Source organism: Paractinoplanes globisporus DSM 43857 (genome assembly GCF_000379645.1).
Lineage (GTDB): Bacteria > Actinomycetota > Actinomycetes > Mycobacteriales > Micromonosporaceae > Actinoplanes > Actinoplanes globisporus.
This window is the reverse complement of sequence record NZ_KB903306.1, coordinates 316176-331802: the sequence shown is the minus strand read 5'-3', so window position 1 is coordinate 331802 and position 15627 is coordinate 316176. Positions and strand designations below refer to the sequence as shown.

General features: G+C 69.0%; 18 protein-coding genes. 9 read left to right on the top strand and 9 right to left on the bottom strand.

Translation table 11 applies throughout. The features are described from left to right. Positions 1-167: 167 nt before the first annotated feature. Positions 168-1427 carry an AI-2E family transporter gene (locus A3CQ_RS0121945; RefSeq protein ID WP_020513100.1) on the top strand — a complete coding sequence of 420 codons (1260 nt, stop codon included), beginning with the start codon at positions 168-170 and terminating at the stop codon, positions 1425-1427. A gap of 48 nt (positions 1428-1475) precedes the next feature. Here the strand turns inward: A3CQ_RS0121945 and A3CQ_RS0121940 are convergent, their stop codons facing one another. The 5 genes from A3CQ_RS0121940 to A3CQ_RS0121925 form a co-directional block, all read right to left on the bottom strand. Continuing rightward, complete coding sequence (locus tag A3CQ_RS0121940; protein WP_026206014.1) at positions 1476-1808, bottom strand: DUF1416 domain-containing protein; 333 nt, start codon at positions 1806-1808, stop codon at positions 1476-1478. 2 nt (positions 1809-1810) lie between these two features. Beyond that, complete coding sequence (locus tag A3CQ_RS0121935; RefSeq protein ID WP_020513098.1) at positions 1811-2659, bottom strand: sulfurtransferase; 849 nt, start codon at positions 2657-2659, stop codon at positions 1811-1813. Positions 2660-2818: 159 nt separating this feature from the next. Continuing rightward, entirely contained in the window at positions 2819-2896 is a 78-nt protein-coding gene (locus tag A3CQ_RS64055) for an Ms5788A family Cys-rich leader peptide (RefSeq protein ID WP_322112171.1), read from the bottom strand. Positions 2897-2966: 70 nt separating this feature from the next. Further along, positions 2967-3701, bottom strand: a complete 735-nt coding sequence (locus A3CQ_RS0121930) for an LmeA family phospholipid-binding protein (RefSeq protein WP_020513097.1) — start codon at positions 3699-3701, stop codon at positions 2967-2969. 121 nt (positions 3702-3822) lie between these two features. Beyond that, on the bottom strand, positions 3823-4818 hold the full coding sequence (locus A3CQ_RS0121925; protein ID WP_020513096.1) for a hypothetical protein: 996 nt from the start codon (positions 4816-4818) through the stop codon (positions 3823-3825). Positions 4819-5272: 454 nt separating this feature from the next. On the opposite strand from A3CQ_RS0121925, the gene A3CQ_RS0121920 reads away from it, so the two are divergent. Next, positions 5273-5989 (top strand): winged helix-turn-helix transcriptional regulator, encoded by a 717-nt coding sequence (locus tag A3CQ_RS0121920; protein WP_020513095.1) that lies wholly within the window; start codon positions 5273-5275, stop codon positions 5987-5989. Between the two features lie 9 nt (positions 5990-5998). Then, positions 5999-6874 (top strand): mycothiol synthase, encoded by an 876-nt coding sequence (gene mshD / locus A3CQ_RS0121915; protein ID WP_020513094.1) that lies wholly within the window; start codon positions 5999-6001, stop codon positions 6872-6874. Here mshD and A3CQ_RS0121910 read toward each other — a convergent pair. Genes A3CQ_RS0121910 through A3CQ_RS0121900 form a run of 3 tightly spaced genes read right to left on the bottom strand, consistent with a single transcriptional unit; the run spans position 6852 to position 8168 of the window. Further along, entirely contained in the window at positions 6852-7247 is a 396-nt protein-coding gene (locus A3CQ_RS0121910) for a winged helix DNA-binding protein (protein WP_040432663.1), read from the bottom strand. The genes mshD and A3CQ_RS0121910 overlap by 23 nt on opposite strands. Position 7248: 1 nt before the next feature. Next, positions 7249-7677 carry a MarR family winged helix-turn-helix transcriptional regulator gene (locus A3CQ_RS53640; protein WP_020513092.1) on the bottom strand — a complete coding sequence of 143 codons (429 nt, stop codon included), beginning with the start codon at positions 7675-7677 and terminating at the stop codon, positions 7249-7251. A 47-nt stretch (positions 7678-7724) separates the two neighbouring features. Next, positions 7725-8168: a universal stress protein gene (locus tag A3CQ_RS0121900; RefSeq protein WP_020513091.1), complete on the bottom strand. Its 444-nt coding sequence runs from the start codon at positions 8166-8168 to the stop codon at positions 7725-7727. Between the two features lie 374 nt (positions 8169-8542). Here A3CQ_RS0121900 and pstS point away from each other — a divergent pair, with 374 nt between their 5' ends. From pstS to pstB, 4 genes are read left to right on the top strand one after another with little or no spacing between them, the layout of a single operon-like run. After that, positions 8543-9640: a phosphate ABC transporter substrate-binding protein PstS gene (pstS, locus tag A3CQ_RS0121895; RefSeq protein ID WP_020513090.1), complete on the top strand. Its 1098-nt coding sequence runs from the start codon at positions 8543-8545 to the stop codon at positions 9638-9640. A 54-nt stretch (positions 9641-9694) separates the two neighbouring features. Further along, positions 9695-10765 carry a phosphate ABC transporter permease subunit PstC gene (gene pstC, locus A3CQ_RS0121890; RefSeq protein WP_026206009.1) on the top strand — a complete coding sequence of 357 codons (1071 nt, stop codon included), beginning with the start codon at positions 9695-9697 and terminating at the stop codon, positions 10763-10765. Further along, positions 10762-11850, top strand: a complete 1089-nt coding sequence (gene pstA / locus A3CQ_RS0121885) for a phosphate ABC transporter permease PstA (protein WP_020513088.1) — start codon at positions 10762-10764, stop codon at positions 11848-11850. Before pstC ends, pstA begins: the two co-directional genes overlap by 4 nt. A gap of 12 nt (positions 11851-11862) precedes the next feature. Further along, positions 11863-12639, top strand: a complete 777-nt coding sequence (gene pstB, locus A3CQ_RS0121880; protein WP_020513087.1) for a phosphate ABC transporter ATP-binding protein PstB — start codon at positions 11863-11865, stop codon at positions 12637-12639. Between the two features lie 13 nt (positions 12640-12652). Here the strand turns inward: pstB and A3CQ_RS0121875 are convergent, their stop codons facing one another. Continuing rightward, a complete protein-coding gene (locus tag A3CQ_RS0121875) occupies positions 12653-13486 on the bottom strand; it encodes an NUDIX hydrolase (RefSeq protein ID WP_051115313.1) in 834 nt (277 codons plus the stop codon). 98 nt (positions 13487-13584) lie between these two features. On the opposite strand from A3CQ_RS0121875, the gene A3CQ_RS0121870 reads away from it, so the two are divergent. Both A3CQ_RS0121870 and A3CQ_RS0121865 read left to right on the top strand, forming a co-directional pair. Further along, complete coding sequence (locus A3CQ_RS0121870) at positions 13585-14562, top strand: Gfo/Idh/MocA family protein (protein ID WP_020513085.1); 978 nt, start codon at positions 13585-13587, stop codon at positions 14560-14562. A gap of 13 nt (positions 14563-14575) precedes the next feature. Further along, positions 14576-15622 carry a LacI family DNA-binding transcriptional regulator gene (locus A3CQ_RS0121865; protein ID WP_020513084.1) on the top strand — a complete coding sequence of 349 codons (1047 nt, stop codon included), beginning with the start codon at positions 14576-14578 and terminating at the stop codon, positions 15620-15622. Positions 15623-15627: the final 5 nt, after the last annotated feature.

Here is a 15627-nt window from a genome sequence, read left to right as displayed (position 1 = left end):
CGGCCTCGGTGCGGGTATCGGCGCTCACGCTTGCAGACGGTACGCCGCCGGTCGGTGCGGTTACCCGGCGGTGGCGGCGGGCACTCTGCGGCGCGGGACCACTACGGTGGTTACCGCGCGCCGCACCGCGGTGCCGCGACGGCAAGGGGGTAAGCCGGTTGAACCGCATGCAGCGTGTCCGTGACAACCTGCGTCGCGCGTACGACTCGGGTCGCGAGTCGGTGCGCCAGGCGCGCGCCGAGGAGGCGGTGGTGGAGCCGGACATCGACGACGATTTCGAGCCGCCGCCCCCGGAACCGCCGGCGGTCGTGCACGACTCGACGAACAGCCGCGACGACGCCGAGGTGCCGCACTCGCTGCGGATCGCGGCCGCCTGGAGCTGGCGGCTGATCGTGGTCGGCCTCGTCGGCTGGGCGCTGCTGCATTTCTTCGGCATGGTCAGCATCGTGGTGGTCCCGCTGTCGATCGCCCTGCTGCTGTCGGCCCTGCTCGCTCCGGCCGTCGGCTGGCTGCTCCGGCTGCGGCTGCCCCGCTCGCTGGCCACGTTCCTGGTGTTGATCTGCGGGCTCGCCGCGGTCGTCGGCACGTTGACCCTGGTGATCTCGCAGTTCATCGACGGCGTCCCCGAGCTGACCCAGAAGACCAGCGACGGCGTACGGCAGATTCAGGACTGGGCCCGGACCGGCCCGCTGCACCTGTCGGACGCCCAGGTGAACAACGCGATCGACAACGCGCAGGACTGGGTGAACACGCACACCTCCCAGTTGACCTCGACCGGCATCGCCACCGCGGCGACCCTGTTCGAGCTGGTCACCGGCATGCTGCTCGTGCTGTTCTCGACGTTCTTCTTCCTGCGCGACGGCCGGAAGATCTGGCGGTTCATCGTCCGGCTGTTCCCGGTGCAGGCCCGCTGGTCGCTGGCGGACGCCGGCGACGCCTCTTGGGCGACTCTCACCGCGTACGTGCGGGCGACGGTGCTGGTGGCGTTCATCGACGCGGTCGGCATCGGCACCGCCCTGGTGATCCTGAACATCCCGTTCCCGTTCCCGCTGGCCGCGCTGGTGTTCCTGGGCGCGTTCATCCCGATCGTCGGCGCGAGCGTGTCGGGGGCGGTGGCGGTGCTGGTGGCGCTGGTCGACCAGGGCTGGGTGATCGCGCTGATCGTGCTCGGCGCGGTGATCCTGGTGCAGCAGGTCGAGGGACACGTGCTGCAGCCGTTGATCATGGGCCGGGCGGTCGCGATCCACCCGCTTGTGGTGATCATCGGGATTGCCTGCGGCGCGACGGTGGCCGGGATCATCGGTGCACTGGTGGCGGTGCCGTTGATCGCCGTGCTGAACACGGGCGTCCGGCGGCTGACTCGGCGACGGCCGGAGGTGCCGTCGACCGCGGTGGTGGTCGGCGGCGGCACGACCGCGGAGACGTGAGAAGGGCGGGACCCGACGGGTCCCGCCCTTCTTCGAACAGAGCGCGGGCTAGGCCGCGGCCACGCTCAGCGCGACCTCGTTGACGCCACGGGTGGCGTCGACCGCCAGCTCGCCGTTGCCGGACCGGCTCAGCGCCCGCAGGGTCCACGACCCCGGCGCGGCGAAGAACCGGAACACTCCCTCGGGCGAGGTGACGACCTCGGCGGTGAACTCGCCGGAGGAGTCGAGCAGCCGCACGTACGCGCCGCCGACCGCCTCACCCTCGGCGGTGCTCACGATGCCGGTGATGACGGTTTCCTTTTCCAGGTCGACGCTTGCGGGGAGGGGCGCCGACTGGTCGGGTGCGGCGCAACCGGCCGCGACATTGGACGGGGAAGTCATGATCACGCCTTCCCGGGCTCGTCGCCGAGAGCGATCGGCACGGCGATGAGCGAGCCGTACTCGGTCCAGGAGCCGTCGTAGTTCTTCACGTTCTGCTGGCCGAGCAGTTCCTTCAGCACGAACCAGGTGTGCGAGGAGCGCTCGCCGATGCGGCAGTAGGCGATGGTGTCCTTGCTGCCGTCGAGGCCGGCCTCGCCGTAGATCTTGGAGAGCTCGTCGTCGGACCGGAAGGTGCCGTCCTCGTTGGCCGCCTTGCTCCACGGCACGTTGATCGCCGTGGGGATGTGGCCGGCCCGCTGCGACTGCTCCTGCGGCAGGTGCGCCGGCGCGAGCAGGCGGCCCGCGAACTCGTCGGGGCTGCGTACGTCGACGAGGTTCTTCACGCCGATGGCCTGCACGACCTCGTCACGGAACGCGCGGATCGTCAGGTCGGGCGCCTTGGCCTGGTAGCTCGTCTTGGCCCGGGCCGGCACGTCCTTCGAGTACGGCCGGGCGTCGAGCTCCCACTTCTTGCGGCCGCCGTCGAGGAGCTTGACCTGGTCGTGGCCGTAGAGCTTGAAGTACCAGTACGCGTACGCGGCGAACCAGTTGTTGTTGCCGCCGTAGAGCACCACGACGTCGTTGTTGGCGATGCCACGCTCGGAGAGCAGCGCCGAGAACTGCTCCTGGTTGACGAAGTCCCGCCGGACCGGGTCCTGCAGGTCCTTCTTCCAGTCGATCTTCACGGCGCCGGGGATGTGGCCGCCGTCGTAGGCGGTCGTGTCCTCGTCGACCTCGACGAAGACGATGCCCGGAGTTTCGAGGTTCTTCTCGGCCCAGTCTGCCGAGACGAGTGCGGTGTCGCGACTCATCGGTTCACTCCCTTGATGGGTGAGAGATGGGGGAAGAGTCAGCGCACGGAGGTTTTGTCGCACCCCGCGCGGGACCCTGGACAACAGATCTCGTGCTTGTGCGACGGCGCCACTGCCGGGCTTTGAAGAGCTAGAAGGTGCTCAGCACAAGTGGCCCCGTCAGATGACAGGGCGACACAGGCAGGCGGCCATGCGGCACAGGTCGACCGCACGCCTCTTGGTGAGCAACGGGCTCATGGAAAACGACCCTACCAGCGGTTCCAGACCGCGGAACAGCCTCGACCACGATCCGGGAACGAGTCTGCGGTCACAGCCCGGCCGAGTTGAGCGCCACGTCGGTCGCGCCCGCGGTGATTTTCAGGCCGTCGGCCTGCGGTTCCACCGACTTGAGCTTGAGATTCAGCGGCAGGGCCGGGACCTTCAGGTTGAAAGCCAGCTTCTGTACGTAGGAGTTGACGAGTCCCCGCACGAGCGCGTTATCGGGCAGACCCTCGGCCTTCACATCGCTGAAACTGACCTGGACCGTGTCGCCGTTGACCTTGATGGCCGCCGTGGCGCTCACCTTGACGGTCTGGCCGAGCACCTGGACGGGCGCCGAGCCGACGAGCTTGCCGTTCTGCTCGCCTAGCGTGACGCCCGGCTGGCCGATCAGCTGGCCGATCTGCGCGTAGTCGATGAGCCCGGTGCCGGTGACCGTGCCGGCGGTGATCTGCCCGTCCCCCGAGCGGATCGTCGAGAGCGGGGCCCGCACGTCGTTGGCCCGCACGTCGAGCAGCTTCATCCGGATCGTCCGGCCCTCCCCGGCCGGTCCCGAGAAGTCCGCGAGCTCGATCTTGATCTCGTGGTACAGGCCGCGGGCGACCTGGGTCAGGAACGGGAAGCCCTCGATCGTGACGTCCGGCTGCTCGCTCGTGCCCTTCTGGTCGGCGACCTGCTGGGCCACCCGGTCACTGATCGTCCGCTCCGCGTAGGAGGCGGCAACCCGGTCGGCCACCGCCAGCAGAGCGCCCACGATCAGCAGCAACACGATGAACGTGATCAACAGGCGCCTGCCCCACCGTCGCCGCGGCCGGACTCGCGCCCCGTACACCTCGCCCACCGGCCCTCCCAGGGATCGACTGTGGTGGACGGTACATGCCCTTTCCCAGGGTTTCCTGAAACGCCTATGACAGGTACCAGTGGGCCAGGGCGTAGGCGGCCGGCGCGGTCAGGGCGAACGCGCCCAGCGGGCCCTGCATGTGCCGGGCCACCCAGAAGGTCGGCGCGTCGCCGGCCAGCCGCCGGCCCGCCTCGCCGAAGTTGACCGCGAGGTCGACCAGGCTGGCGACCACCGCGGCGACCAGGCCCACGATGGCGCCCTTGGCCGGAGTGAAGGGCAGAACCAGCACGCTGCCCAGGCCGGCCGCGGCCAGCGTGCCGAGCATCGCGCCCAGCACCACCCCGGTCGCGCCGCGGGGCACCTGGAGGGCGATCCGCGGTTTCGGGAAGATCGCGTCGGTCACCCGGGCGACGAAGAGCGCCACCCCGGCGCCGGCCGCGCTGACGATCATCGTCTGGGTGCCGACGGGCTGGCGGGTGAGGACCATCGGGATCGCGTACGCCACGACGCCCAGCACGATCAATAGGGTCGTGCGCCAGGAGTCGGTGACCCGGGCACGGTCCTCGGCCCGGAAAAGCTGACCGATCAGCGCCACCACGAAGCCGCCGACGGCGACAAGGATCAGCGGGAGCAGTGCCGCGGGCGTACTCGTGACGGCAAGATAGTCGGCAGCCACCGCGACCAAACCGCTGACCGCGGCCGTCGCGCCCGCCGCCGGTGGGTGCAAGGCCATGATCCAGGCGAGCAGGTAGAGAAGCTGAACACCGAACAGGACGATCGCGTACGGGAGACGGTTGTCGGGCGCCGACGTCTGCGCGCCGAGCGCGAGGCCGAGACCGAGCAGCGCGGCGAACCCGGCGATGGCCAGCGACAGCTGCCGGCGGACCGGGACGAACTCGATCTCCTCGAATTCCTCCTCGTCCTCGCCGGGCTCGTCGCCGTTGTCGGACGGCGGGTCCTCGTCGGGCACGGCGCCGTAAAAACCGGCCGAGGGGCGGCCCGGACCGGAGCGCGCGATCTCGCGCGACGCGTCGGCATCCCAGGCGTCGTCCTGCGGCATGGAGGGGAACACGCCTGCGATGGTACTGAGCTGGCTGGCTCCGCTGCGCTCCGCGGGCGATCGCCCCTCTCACGCTGATGAGGAGGCAGCCAATTTCCGGCACCGCAAACCCCGCGGCGACGAAAATCGACTACCTCCTCATCAGCGGGGCGATCGCGGGCCGTGCCCTGATATGGGGTCCACGGTGATGACGGGGTTAGCTCCGGCATTCTGGATGATCACCAGCAAGCGCGGTCGTGTAAAAGGCTTGTTAAGAGTCGGCCATTCGGCCACCTTACGAGCGTTTACTACATCACTCGGCCGTTCGTTTAAGGCGTCGGACCTCATGTATCGGTTAAGGTAACGCCAGCCCACCCGTCGGTGACGCCGGGAAAAAGTCCTCCGGGAGCGGTTTCACGAAACACCGCATACCGGGTCACCCGAGCGGCCTGACGCCGCAAGGACGGAGGTGAGTGTGGAAATCCTTCTCTTGGTGACGGCACGTGCGGGCGAACCCTCGGCCGTGCTCCCCGCGCTGGATCTACTTCCCCACTCCGTACGCACCGCCCCCCGCGACGTCCGCACCCTGGTGTCCGGGCCGAGCCCCGACGCCGTGCTCGTGGACGCCCGCTCCGAGCTCTCCGAGGCGCGTGCCACCTGCCGCATGCTGCACGCCACCGGCATCGGCGTGCCGCTGGTCGCCGTGGTGACCGAGGCCGGGCTCATCGCGCTGAACGCCGACTGGGGTGTCGACGACGTCATCCTGGCCAGTGCCGGTCCGGCCGAGGTCGAGGCCCGGCTGCGCCTGGGCGTCGGCCGGCTCAACAACGCGACCGCCGGGGCCGGCGGCTCGATCCGCGCCGGCGAGCTCAACATCGACCCCGACACGTACGCGGCGAAGCTCAAGGGCCGCCCGCTCGACCTCACGTACAAGGAGTTCGAGCTGCTCAAGTTCCTGGCGCAGCACCCGGGCCGGGTGTTCACCCGCGACCAGCTGCTGCGCGAGGTCTGGGGCTACGACTACTTCGGTGGCACCCGCACGGTGGACGTGCACGTGCGGCGGCTGCGCGCCAAGCTCGGCTCCGAGTACGAGTCGATGATCGGTACGGTCCGCCAGGTGGGCTACAAGTTCGTGACGCCGCCCAACGGCCGCCAGCTGCCCGACAACGAGCCGGTCTCGCTGCCGGTCTAAGTTTGCCGTATGACGAAGATCCGGTCGGTTGACCGGCTGGACGCACCGGTGGTGGCCGACGTGCTCGCGTTGGCCACCGCCGCGGAGCAGGCGGACGGGGTCTATCCGCTCTCCGAGGACGTGGTTCTTCGCGTACGCAATGGGGGCGGAACCCACCTGCTCGCGTTGGCGGACGACGGTGCCCTTGCCGGCTATGCCTTTGTAGATTCCGCAAATTCTGGGGAACTGGTCGTTCACCCCGGATACCGTCGGCGCGGTTATGGATCGGCGTTGCTGGCCGCCGCGGGTGACGGGGAGCTGGCCTTCTGGGCTCACGGCGACTCACCCGGCGCCGCCGCCCTAGCCACCAAATCCGGATTCATCCGTTCTCGGGTGCTATGGCAGATGCGGCGGTCTCTTGCCGATTTTTCCGCCGAGGCGATCCTGCCTGACGGCGTGACGCTGCGACACTTCCGCCCCGGTCACGACGAGCAGGCCTGGCTCGCGGTCAACGCCCGGGCCTTCGCCCACCACCCCGAACAGGGCCGCTGGACCCTCGACGACCTGCGCCTGCGTGAGGCCGAGCCGTGGTTCGACCCGGCCGGTTTCCTGCTCGCCGTCGACATCGAGGACACGCTGCTCGGCTTCCACTGGACCAAGGTCCATCCGCCGGCCGGCGACGACCCCGCGCTCGGCGAGATCTACGTGCTCGGCGTCGACCCCGGCGGACACCGGCGCGGGCTCGGCGCCGCGCTGAGCGTGGCCGGCCTCCGTCACCTGGCGGACACCGGCCTCACCCAGGCCATGCTCTATGTCGACGAGTCGAACGGAGCGGCGGTCAGTCTCTACCGCAAGCTCGGCTTCGACATCTACAAGACCGACATCATGTACTCGCGGCGCGGGTGATCACTTCGGTGAGCACCCGGTGCGCGGCGGCCAGGTCGTTCTCGTCCATCCCCGCGTAGAGCCGCGTCGTGGTCTCGGCGACCTGCTCGGCGACCCGCTGATAGAGCTCGGTTCCCGCGGGGGTGATCGCCCCCTCGACCAGCAGCCCGCGCATTTGCAGGCCGCGCACCAGCGCGGCGGCCGCGTCGGCGTCGAGATTCAGCTGCGGCTGACTCGCGAGAAAGCCCGCGAGGTCGTCCGCCCGGCGCGCGATCGCCACGCGCAGGGCCACGTACTCGTTGCTGTCCAGCCCGCTGCCCGCGAGCGTCCGGTCGAGCAGGGCGCGCACCGCGCCCTGCGCCTCGGCGATGGTCTGTCCGGTCAAAGTGGGCATGTCACTCCAATCCCAGCAGCACACGAAGGGTGTCGGCGAGCTCCCGGGCGCGTACGCCCTCCGGCCCGCCGATCGGCGCGGTCAACTCGGCCTGCAGCCCCCGGACGACCGGAATCGCCTGGCCGATCACCTCGACACCGCGCGTGGTGAGCGCGAGCCCGAAGGCCCGCGGATCGTGCGGATGGCGGGCCCGCTCGAGCAGGCCCGCCTGCTCGAGCCCGCGAGCCACCTTGGAGACGTACATCGGCTCGAACCCGGCCCGCTCGCCGAGCTCCCGCTGACTAGGGGTCAGCCCCTCACGACCCATGCCGTACAGGGTGGCGAGCAGCGAGTACTGCGCGTGGGTGAGCCCGACCGGCGCCAACGCCCGATCGACGGCGGCCCGCCACCGGTTGGTGACCCGCCACAACAACGCCCCCACCGTCTCCATGTCCCAAGCTAAACATGGCAACCATAAACATGGCAACTATCCCGTCGCTATGGGACGACGGTGACCGGCCAGCGGCCGTAGCGGACCAGGCGGACGGCGAGTGAGCCGGCGATGCGGTGGCCGACGCTGGCCGAGGAGCCGACGATGACCGCGTCGGCGCGGGTTTCCTTCGCGACCTCGGCGAGCACCGTGAGCGGGTCGCCCTGGCGGACGATGAGCTCGGTGTGCGCGCCCCACGCGCCGATCTCGGCGCGCAGCTGGCGTTCCGTCTCCTCCTGCGCCTCCAGCACCGCCTTCATCGCCATGCCACTGTGGTCGGCCAGGGTGATCAGTGTGGTGGGCGCGCTGCGGGCCCAGACCGCGATCAGGCGGGTGCGCTGCCGCCGGGCCAGGCCGGCCGCGTAGGCCGCGGCGCGCATCGACGTGGGGGAGCCGTCCACTCCGACGAGGATCGCGCCGGGGCCGTCGGTGCCGAGTTCGAAGGAACCCATGGCGGCAACCTAAGCCCGGCGCGCGGTGGCCGGCACCACCGTGTGCGGCTGGCGCGGAGACCGCTTCGGCGCCCCTCCCGGAACCATAGCTGCATAATACAGCTAAATGGTTGAAGATTAGAGTCTCACGCGTCACGGGACGGACAAGCGCGGGTCTCGGGGCGATAAACACCCGGGCGACATAAAAGACATGTACGACTTCTTTCACCGGGTTAACGGAACGGACAACTCGGGCTCGTCAGAAAGCAAACTTGAGTGGCATACGTGTTCACCACGCGTTCATTTGCGGCCGGGTAACCGGCTACCTGGCCCTCCTAGCTTCGGGGTGTGCCGATGAGAGATCGGCATGCGCACCTCACCCCGAAGGGACAATCGTGAAGTTCCAGCGGTCCGGTTACCTGGCCGGCATTGCTTTGACTGCGACGCTCGCGCTCGCCGCCTGCGGCTCGGACAACAACGACGGTGGTACCGGGAGCACCGGTGCTTCCGCGGCCCCTGGCAGCTGCGGCACCGGCAGCCTCACGGCGCAGGGCTCGACGGCCCAGAAGAACGCCATGGACGAGTGGATCAAGAACTACCAGGCGCAGTGCTCCGGCGCGAAGGTCGACTACCAGGGCACCGGTTCCGGCGCCGGCGTTCAGGCCTTCATCTCCGGGACGGCCGACTTCGCCGGTTCCGACTCGGCCATCAAGGAAGACGACCTGACCAAGGCCAGCGCCAAGTGCGGCAGCGGCCCGGCGATCAACCTCCCGATGGTGGTCGGCCCGATCGCGGTCGTCTACAACGTGGACGGTGCCGACAACCTCCAGCTCGACGCCTCGACCATTGCCAAGATCTTCTCCGGCAAGATCACCAAGTGGAACGACCCGGCGATCGCCGCCCTGAACTCGGGCGCCAAGCTGCCGTCGACCGCCATCCAGGCCGTCCACCGCTCGGACGAGTCGGGCACCACCGACAACTTCACCAAGTACCTGAGCAAGGCCGCCGAGGCCGACTGGACCTTCAGCAACGCCAAGGCGTGGAAGGCCCCGGGCGGCACCGGCGCCAAGGGCTCCGACGGCATCGCCAGCCTGGTGAAGAGCACCCCCGGCACGATCAGCTACGTCGAGCTCTCCTTCGCCGAGAACAGCGACCTGAAGAAGGCGAAGATCAAGAACGGCGCCGGTGAGTTCACCGAGCTGACCGGCGACAGCGCCGGCAAGACCATCGAGGGTGCCAAGGTCACCGGCACCGGCAACGACCTCACGCTGTCGATCGACTACAACACCAGCACCGCCGGTGCGTACCCGATCGTCCTCGTCACTTACGAGATCGCCTGTGAGAAGGGTTCGCCGAAGGCCGCCGACATCAAGGCCTTCCTGAACTACACCTCGAGCACCGGTGGCCAGTCCGCGCTCGGCGACCTCGGCTACGCCCCGCTGCCCGAGTCGGTTCGCGCGAAGGTGGCGACCTCGGTCGCCGCCATCAGCTGACCCGGAACCACCAGCTGATAAGTCAATCCCTCCGAGACGACAGCGAGCGAGCAGATGGGTGACAACCCCTCCGGCTCGACGAACGCCCCAGCCGGCGGACCGGGTGTGACAGGACGTCACGCCCGGGCCGCCGGCAACGGCGTTTCGCCGAGTAGTTACGACGAACCTCCGATTGGCGGCGGGGGCGCCCTGCCCAAGAAGGCCCGGTTCTCCATGGAGACCGGGTTCCGTGGCCTCTCCACCTCGGCCGGCGCGATGGTGCTGGTCATCATCGTGGCCATCGCGATCTTCCTGATCGCGAAGGCCGTCCCGGCCCTGCGCGCCAACACGGTCAACTTCTTCAGCTACGAGCAGTGGTTCCCGAACGACGCGCAGCCGAAATTCGGCATCGCGGCCATCGCGTTCGGCACTGTGCTCTCCTCGGTGATCGCTCTGATCGTCGCGGTGCCGATCGCGCTGGGCATCGCGCTGTTCCTCTCGCACTACGCCCCCAAGCGGCTGGCCAACCCGCTCGGCTTCTCGATCGACCTGCTCGCGGCCGTGCCGAGTGTCGTCTTCGGCCTCTGGGGCCGCGACGTGTTCGCCCAGCCGGTGCAGGACTTCTCGATCTGGCTCAACAAGTACTTCAGCTGGATCCCGCTCTTCGGTGGCGACGGCCCGTTCGGGCGCTCGATCATGCTCGGCTCCCTGGTGTTGGCGATCATGGTGCTGCCGATCATCATTTCCCTCTCTCGCGAGGTCTTTCAGCAGACCCCGACAGCGAACGAGGAGGCGGCTCTCGCCCTGGGCGCCACCAAGTGGGAAATGATCCGCACCGCCGTTCTGCCGTACGGCAAGCCCGGCGTGATCGCCGCGGTCATGCTCGGCCTCGGCCGGGCCCTCGGCGAGACCATCGCCCTGGCGATGACCCTCGGCACGGTCTTCAACATCTCGTTCAACCTGATCCAGACCGGCGGTAACTCGATCGCCGCCAACATCGCCAACACCTTCGGCGAGGCCAACGACACCGGCCGCGGCGCACTCATCGCCTCCGGTCTGGTGCTGTTCGCCATCACTCTGGTGGTCAACATGGCGGCCCGCGCGATCATCTACCGCCGTCGCGAGTTCCGGGACGCCGCCGCATGAGCACGATGACGCAGAGTGATCTCCCCGGCGTCGGGATGACGCCGGGCAACATCCGCAGCAAAAAGCTGCCGCTGGCCATGAACCTCGCGGTCGCGGTCGTCGCGTTCGGGCTCGCCGCCGCGATCGTGTACGGCTTCGGCATCGGCAACTGGGTGCTGGTCGTCGTGCTCGGCTGGGTCCTCTACCTGGTCGGCCTCCTGATCGCCGCGAGCCGGGTCGAGGGTCGCCGCGCGGCCCGCAACCGGGCCTGGCGGTCGCTGATCTACTCGGCCTGCATCCTGGCGATCCTGCCGCTGGCCTCGGTGGTCTGGACGCTGATCTCCAAGGGCGTCCAGCGCCTGGACGGCGACTTCTTCAACTCGTCGATGAACAACATCGGCGCGCGTGACCCTGGCGGCGGCGCGTACCACGCGATCATCGGCACGATCCAGCAGGTCGGCATCGCCACCATCATCGCGGTGCCGCTGGGCGTGCTCGGCGCGATCTACCTGGTCGAGTACGGCCGGGGCCGGTTCGCCAACACGGTCCGCTTCTTCGTCGACGTGATGACCGGTATCCCGTCGATCGTGGCCGGTCTGTTCATCCTGTCGTTCTGGGTGCTGATCGTGAGCCCCTGGTTCAACAACGGTGAGCCGCGCTTCTCCGGCTTCGCGGCCGCGCTGGCCTTGTCGGTGCTGATGTTGCCCACGATCGTCCGCTCGACGGAGGAGATGCTGCGCCTGGTGCCCGGGCCGCTGCGGGAGGGCGCCTACGCGCTCGGTGTGCCGCAGTGGAAGACGATCCTCAAGATCGTCGTGCCGACCGCGCTTCCCGGCATCGTCACGGGTGTCATGCTCGCCATCGCGCGTGCGGCGGGCGAGACGGCCCCGGTTCTCCTGGTCGCCGGCGGCGCTGCCGCGATCAACTTCGACCCGTTCAACGGCAACCAGTCCTCGCTGGCACTCTTCGTGTACCAGCAGGCCGGAGACGCCTCGAAGTACGCCCCGGCGCGGGCCTGGACGGCCGCGCTGACCCTGGTCGCGATCGTCCTGATCCTCACGATCGCCGCCAAGATGCTCGCCCGTCGCAACAGTTTGACCCGTTAAGAGGTATCTCCCATGGCCAAGCGCATCGAGGCGAGCAACGTCACCTCGTACTACGGCTCGTTCAAGGCTATCGACAGCATTTCGATGACCGTCGAGCCCAAGTCCATCACCGCCCTGATCGGCCCGTCCGGCTGCGGCAAGTCCACGTTCCTCCGGTCGATCAACCGGATGCACGAGGTGCTGCCGGGCGCCCGCATCGAGGGCCGGCTGACCATCGACGACCAGAACATCTACGACGCGGACGTGGACGTCACCGCCGTCCGCCGCATGATCGGCATGGTCTTCCAGCGGCCCAACCCGTTCCCGACAATGTCGATCTACGAGAACGTCGTCGCCGGCCTCAAGCTCAACGGCGTCAAGAAGAAGTCCCACCTGGACGACGCGGCCGAGGCCTCGCTGAGGTCGGCGAACCTCTGGGAAGAGGTCAAGGACCGGCTCGGCCGGCCCGGCGCCGGTCTCTCCGGCGGCCAGCAGCAGCGCCTCTGCATCGCCCGCACCATCGCGGTCGAGCCGCAGGTCGTGCTCATGGACGAGCCCTGCTCGGCGCTCGACCCGATCTCGACGCTGGCGATCGAGGACCTGATGTTCAAGCTGAAGGACCGCTTCACGATCATCATCGTCACGCACAACATGCAGCAGGCCGCCCGGGTCAGCGACAAGACCGGGTTCTTCTCGATCGACAAGACGGGCGACCCCGGCCGCCTGATCGAGTACGACGACACGCAGAAGATCTTCAGCAACCCGACGCAGAAGAAGACCGAGGACTACATCACCGGTCGCTTCGGCTGAGTCTCACGAGGTTTCACGACGGCGGGAGCGCTATGTGCAAGATGGCGCTCCCGTCGTCCTTCACTTCCACGCGCGGCATGACCGGGGTCACCGCATCACGGCGACTCGCGGCCGCGATGACTTCCGCGATTTTCCCGTACGCGAGCAGAGAGTTCACGGTCGACCTCGTAGGTGGGAGCATGGCCAGGCCGTTGGCGGCCGCCGGGCTGACCCACGTGGCCGACTCACTCTCCCCGGACACGTCGCGCGCCGTCTGGTCCTGCGGCAGGAGAGCGACGAAAAACCAGGTGTCGAACCGCTTGGGCTCGAATTCCGGCGTGATCCACCGCGCCCACGGCAGCAGCAGGTCGTCGCGCAGTCGCAGTCCGCGCCGCCGGAGCAGCTCCGTCATGGTCAGCTCGCGCGCGGCCAGGGCGGCCCGGTCGGCCTCCCAGTCCTCGGCGCTGACGTCGCCGACCACCCCGTTTCCCCCGGCGGCTTCACTCCCGTGGGTGACGATGCCGGTCAGGCTGCCGTCGCTGACCGTGCGGTCGGGCTCGCCGACCGGGCCGGCCAGCAGAATGCCGGCCTCCTCGAACAGCTCGCGGGCCGCCGCGCCGACCACGGCCCTGGCCTGCTCGTCGGGGATGCCGAGGTGGTGCGACCAGTCCGGACGGATCGTCTCGGGCCGGTCGGACGGATCCACGCCGCCGCCGGGGAAGGCGTAAAGGCCGCCGAAAACCATCGTCGCGGCGCGCTTCAGCACGTACAGCTGAAATGTCTCGCCCTCGGGGCGCAGGAGAACGACGGTGGCCGCGGGCTTGGGGGTTGCTGGGTCTCCGCGGAACTCGCGGGCCCGGCGCACCATGGCCTCCGGAATCGGAAAACTCAGGGTCGCGGGGTTCGAGTCGGTCACGGCTCGATCCTCGCACTATCGGAGGCCATCGGAGGGATACGGTACTGATCATGACCGAACAGAAGGTCCGCTGGGGCATCGTCGGCCCCGGCGGGATCGCCGCCCAGTTCGCCAAGGACCTCCCGCTGGTGGCGGGCGCCGAGCTCGCCGCCGTCGGGTCGCGGTCACTCGAGACCGCCACCGCGTTCGCCGAGCGGTACGGCTTCGCCCGCGCCTACGGTTCCTACGCCGAGCTCGCCGCCGACCCGGACGTGGACGTCGTCTACGTGGCCACCCCGCACGCGCAGCACTTCGCCGCGGCAATGCTCTGCGTCGAGGGCGGCAAGGCCGTGCTGGTGGAGAAGCCGATCACGCTGGACCTCGCCTCGGCGGCCCAGCTGATCCAGGCCGCGCACACCAGGAACGTCTTCCTCATGGAGGCGATGTGGATGCGCCTCAACCCGGCCGTCCGCCGGGCCGCCGAGCTGGTCGAGGAGGGCGCGATCGGCTGGGTGAGCGCGATCCACGCCGACTTCGGCCTGCAGGGACCGTTCCCGGCCGAGCACCGCCTGCGCAACCCGCAGCTGGGCGGCGGCGCGCTGCTCGACCTCGGCGTCTACCCGATCAACTTCGCTCACCTGTTCATGGGCAACCCGACCGTGGTGAAGTCGTGGGCGCACCTGACCCCCGAGCGCGTCGACGAGAACACCGGCGTACTGCTCGGCTGGGAACCCGGCGCGGTCGCGGCCCTGACCTGCAGCATCAACGGCGAGAGCCGCAACGCCGCGTCGATCACCGGCACCGACGGCCGGATCGACTTCGGCCCGGGCTTCTGGGTGCCGCGCGAGTTCACCCTCACCCGATCGGGTAAGGCGCCGGAGACGTTCTCGTTCCCGTTCGACGGAAACGGCTACCAGTTCGAGGCGGCCGAGGTGCAGCGCTGCATCCTGGCCGGCGAGCGGGAAAGCCCGCTCATGCCGCACGCGACCACATTGGAGGTCATGGGCCTCCTCGACACGATCCGCGAGGAGATCGGCGTCGCGTACTGACTACAGTGGCTCCATGCCGTCGAGAAAGGTCGGCGGCAAGCCGACGTCCAGCGATGTGGCCGCGGCCGCGGGTGTCTCCCGGTCCGCCGTCTCGTTCGCGTTCAACAACCCGCAGCGCATCTCGGCGGCCACCCGCGAACGGATCCTCGCGGTGGCCACCGAGCTCGGGTACACCCCCAACACGCTGGCCCGGATGCTGCAGGCGGGCACCACGAACTCGATCGGCGTCCTGCTGCCGCAGCGCCTGGCCCAGATCCTGGAGAACCCGTACTACGCCCGCTTCCTGATGGGTGTCGGGCAGATCTGCGACCAGGAGGGCTACACGCTCCTGCTCACCCCGCCCTTGCAAGACTCGGTTCTCAAGGCCATCCCGTACGCGGCGGTGGACGGCTTCATCGTCTGCGGGCTCGAGACCGAGGGCGCCGAGGTCGTCGAGCTGGAGCGGCGCGACATCCCGTTCGTGCTGATCGACTCCGACCGGTACGAGAACGCGCCGAGCGTCGAGGTCGACGACCGCGGCGGTGCCCGCGAGGTCACCCGGTACCTCCTGGAGCTGGGCCATCGCCGCCTCGGGGTGCTCTCGATCGACCCGGGCGCCGACGTCGCCACCCGCGGTTATCGCGGGCCCCTCGGCCGCCGGATGACCGGCATCACCGAGGCGCTGGCCGGTTCGGACCTGACCATGGCCGACGTGGCGCTGGCCGAGGTGCCGGTGACCCGGGTCGACGGCTATCGGGCCACCAAGGCGCTGATGGCCGGCGATCCCCGGCCGACCGCGATCATGGCCCTCTCCGACGTGCTCGCGTACGGCGCGGTCGACGCGCTGCAGGAGCTCGGGCTGTCCGTGCCCGATCAGGTCTCGGTGACCGGTTTCGACGACCTCGCCGAGTCGGCCTGGTTCCGGCCGCGGCTGACGACGGTGCGCCAGCCCATCGTCACGAAGGGCCGTAGCGCCGCCTCGTTCCTCATCTCCGCCATCCGGGGGGAGGACCAGCATCCCCATCAGCTGCTCGGCACCTCGCTGATCGTTCGTGACTCGGCGGTCAAACCGTTGATGTAACACGA

Bases quoted from the DNA above. Each gene is read 5' to 3' on its own strand.
- A3CQ_RS0121865 (WP_020513084.1), top strand. From the start codon at position 14,576: ATGCCGTCGAGAAAGGTCGGCGGCAAGCCGACGTCCAGCGATGTGGCC.
- A3CQ_RS0121900 (WP_020513091.1), bottom strand. From the start codon at position 8,168: ATGGGTTCCTTCGAACTCGGCACCGACGGCCCCGGCGCGATCCTCGTC.
- A3CQ_RS64055 (WP_322112171.1), bottom strand. From the start codon at position 2,896: ATGAGCCCGTTGCTCACCAAGAGGCGTGCGGTCGACCTGTGCCGCATG.
- pstB (WP_020513087.1), top strand. From the start codon at position 11,863: ATGGCCAAGCGCATCGAGGCGAGCAACGTCACCTCGTACTACGGCTCG.
- pstA (WP_020513088.1), top strand. From the start codon at position 10,762: ATGAGCACGATGACGCAGAGTGATCTCCCCGGCGTCGGGATGACGCCG.
- A3CQ_RS0121935 (WP_020513098.1), bottom strand. From the start codon at position 2,659: ATGAGTCGCGACACCGCACTCGTCTCGGCAGACTGGGCCGAGAAGAAC.
- A3CQ_RS0121875 (WP_051115313.1), bottom strand. From the start codon at position 13,486: ATGGTGCGCCGGGCCCGCGAGTTCCGCGGAGACCCAGCAACCCCCAAG.
- A3CQ_RS0121940 (WP_026206014.1), bottom strand. From the start codon at position 1,808: ATGACTTCCCCGTCCAATGTCGCGGCCGGTTGCGCCGCACCCGACCAG.
- pstC (WP_026206009.1), top strand. From the start codon at position 9,695: ATGGGTGACAACCCCTCCGGCTCGACGAACGCCCCAGCCGGCGGACCG.
- A3CQ_RS53640 (WP_020513092.1), bottom strand. From the start codon at position 7,677: ATGGAGACGGTGGGGGCGTTGTTGTGGCGGGTCACCAACCGGTGGCGG.
- mshD (WP_020513094.1), top strand. From the start codon at position 5,999: ATGACGAAGATCCGGTCGGTTGACCGGCTGGACGCACCGGTGGTGGCC.
- A3CQ_RS0121925 (WP_020513096.1), bottom strand. From the start codon at position 4,818: ATGCCGCAGGACGACGCCTGGGATGCCGACGCGTCGCGCGAGATCGCG.
- A3CQ_RS0121910 (WP_040432663.1), bottom strand. From the start codon at position 7,247: ATGCCCACTTTGACCGGACAGACCATCGCCGAGGCGCAGGGCGCGGTG.
- A3CQ_RS0121870 (WP_020513085.1), top strand. From the start codon at position 13,585: ATGACCGAACAGAAGGTCCGCTGGGGCATCGTCGGCCCCGGCGGGATC.
- A3CQ_RS0121945 (WP_020513100.1), top strand. From the start codon at position 168: ATGCAGCGTGTCCGTGACAACCTGCGTCGCGCGTACGACTCGGGTCGC.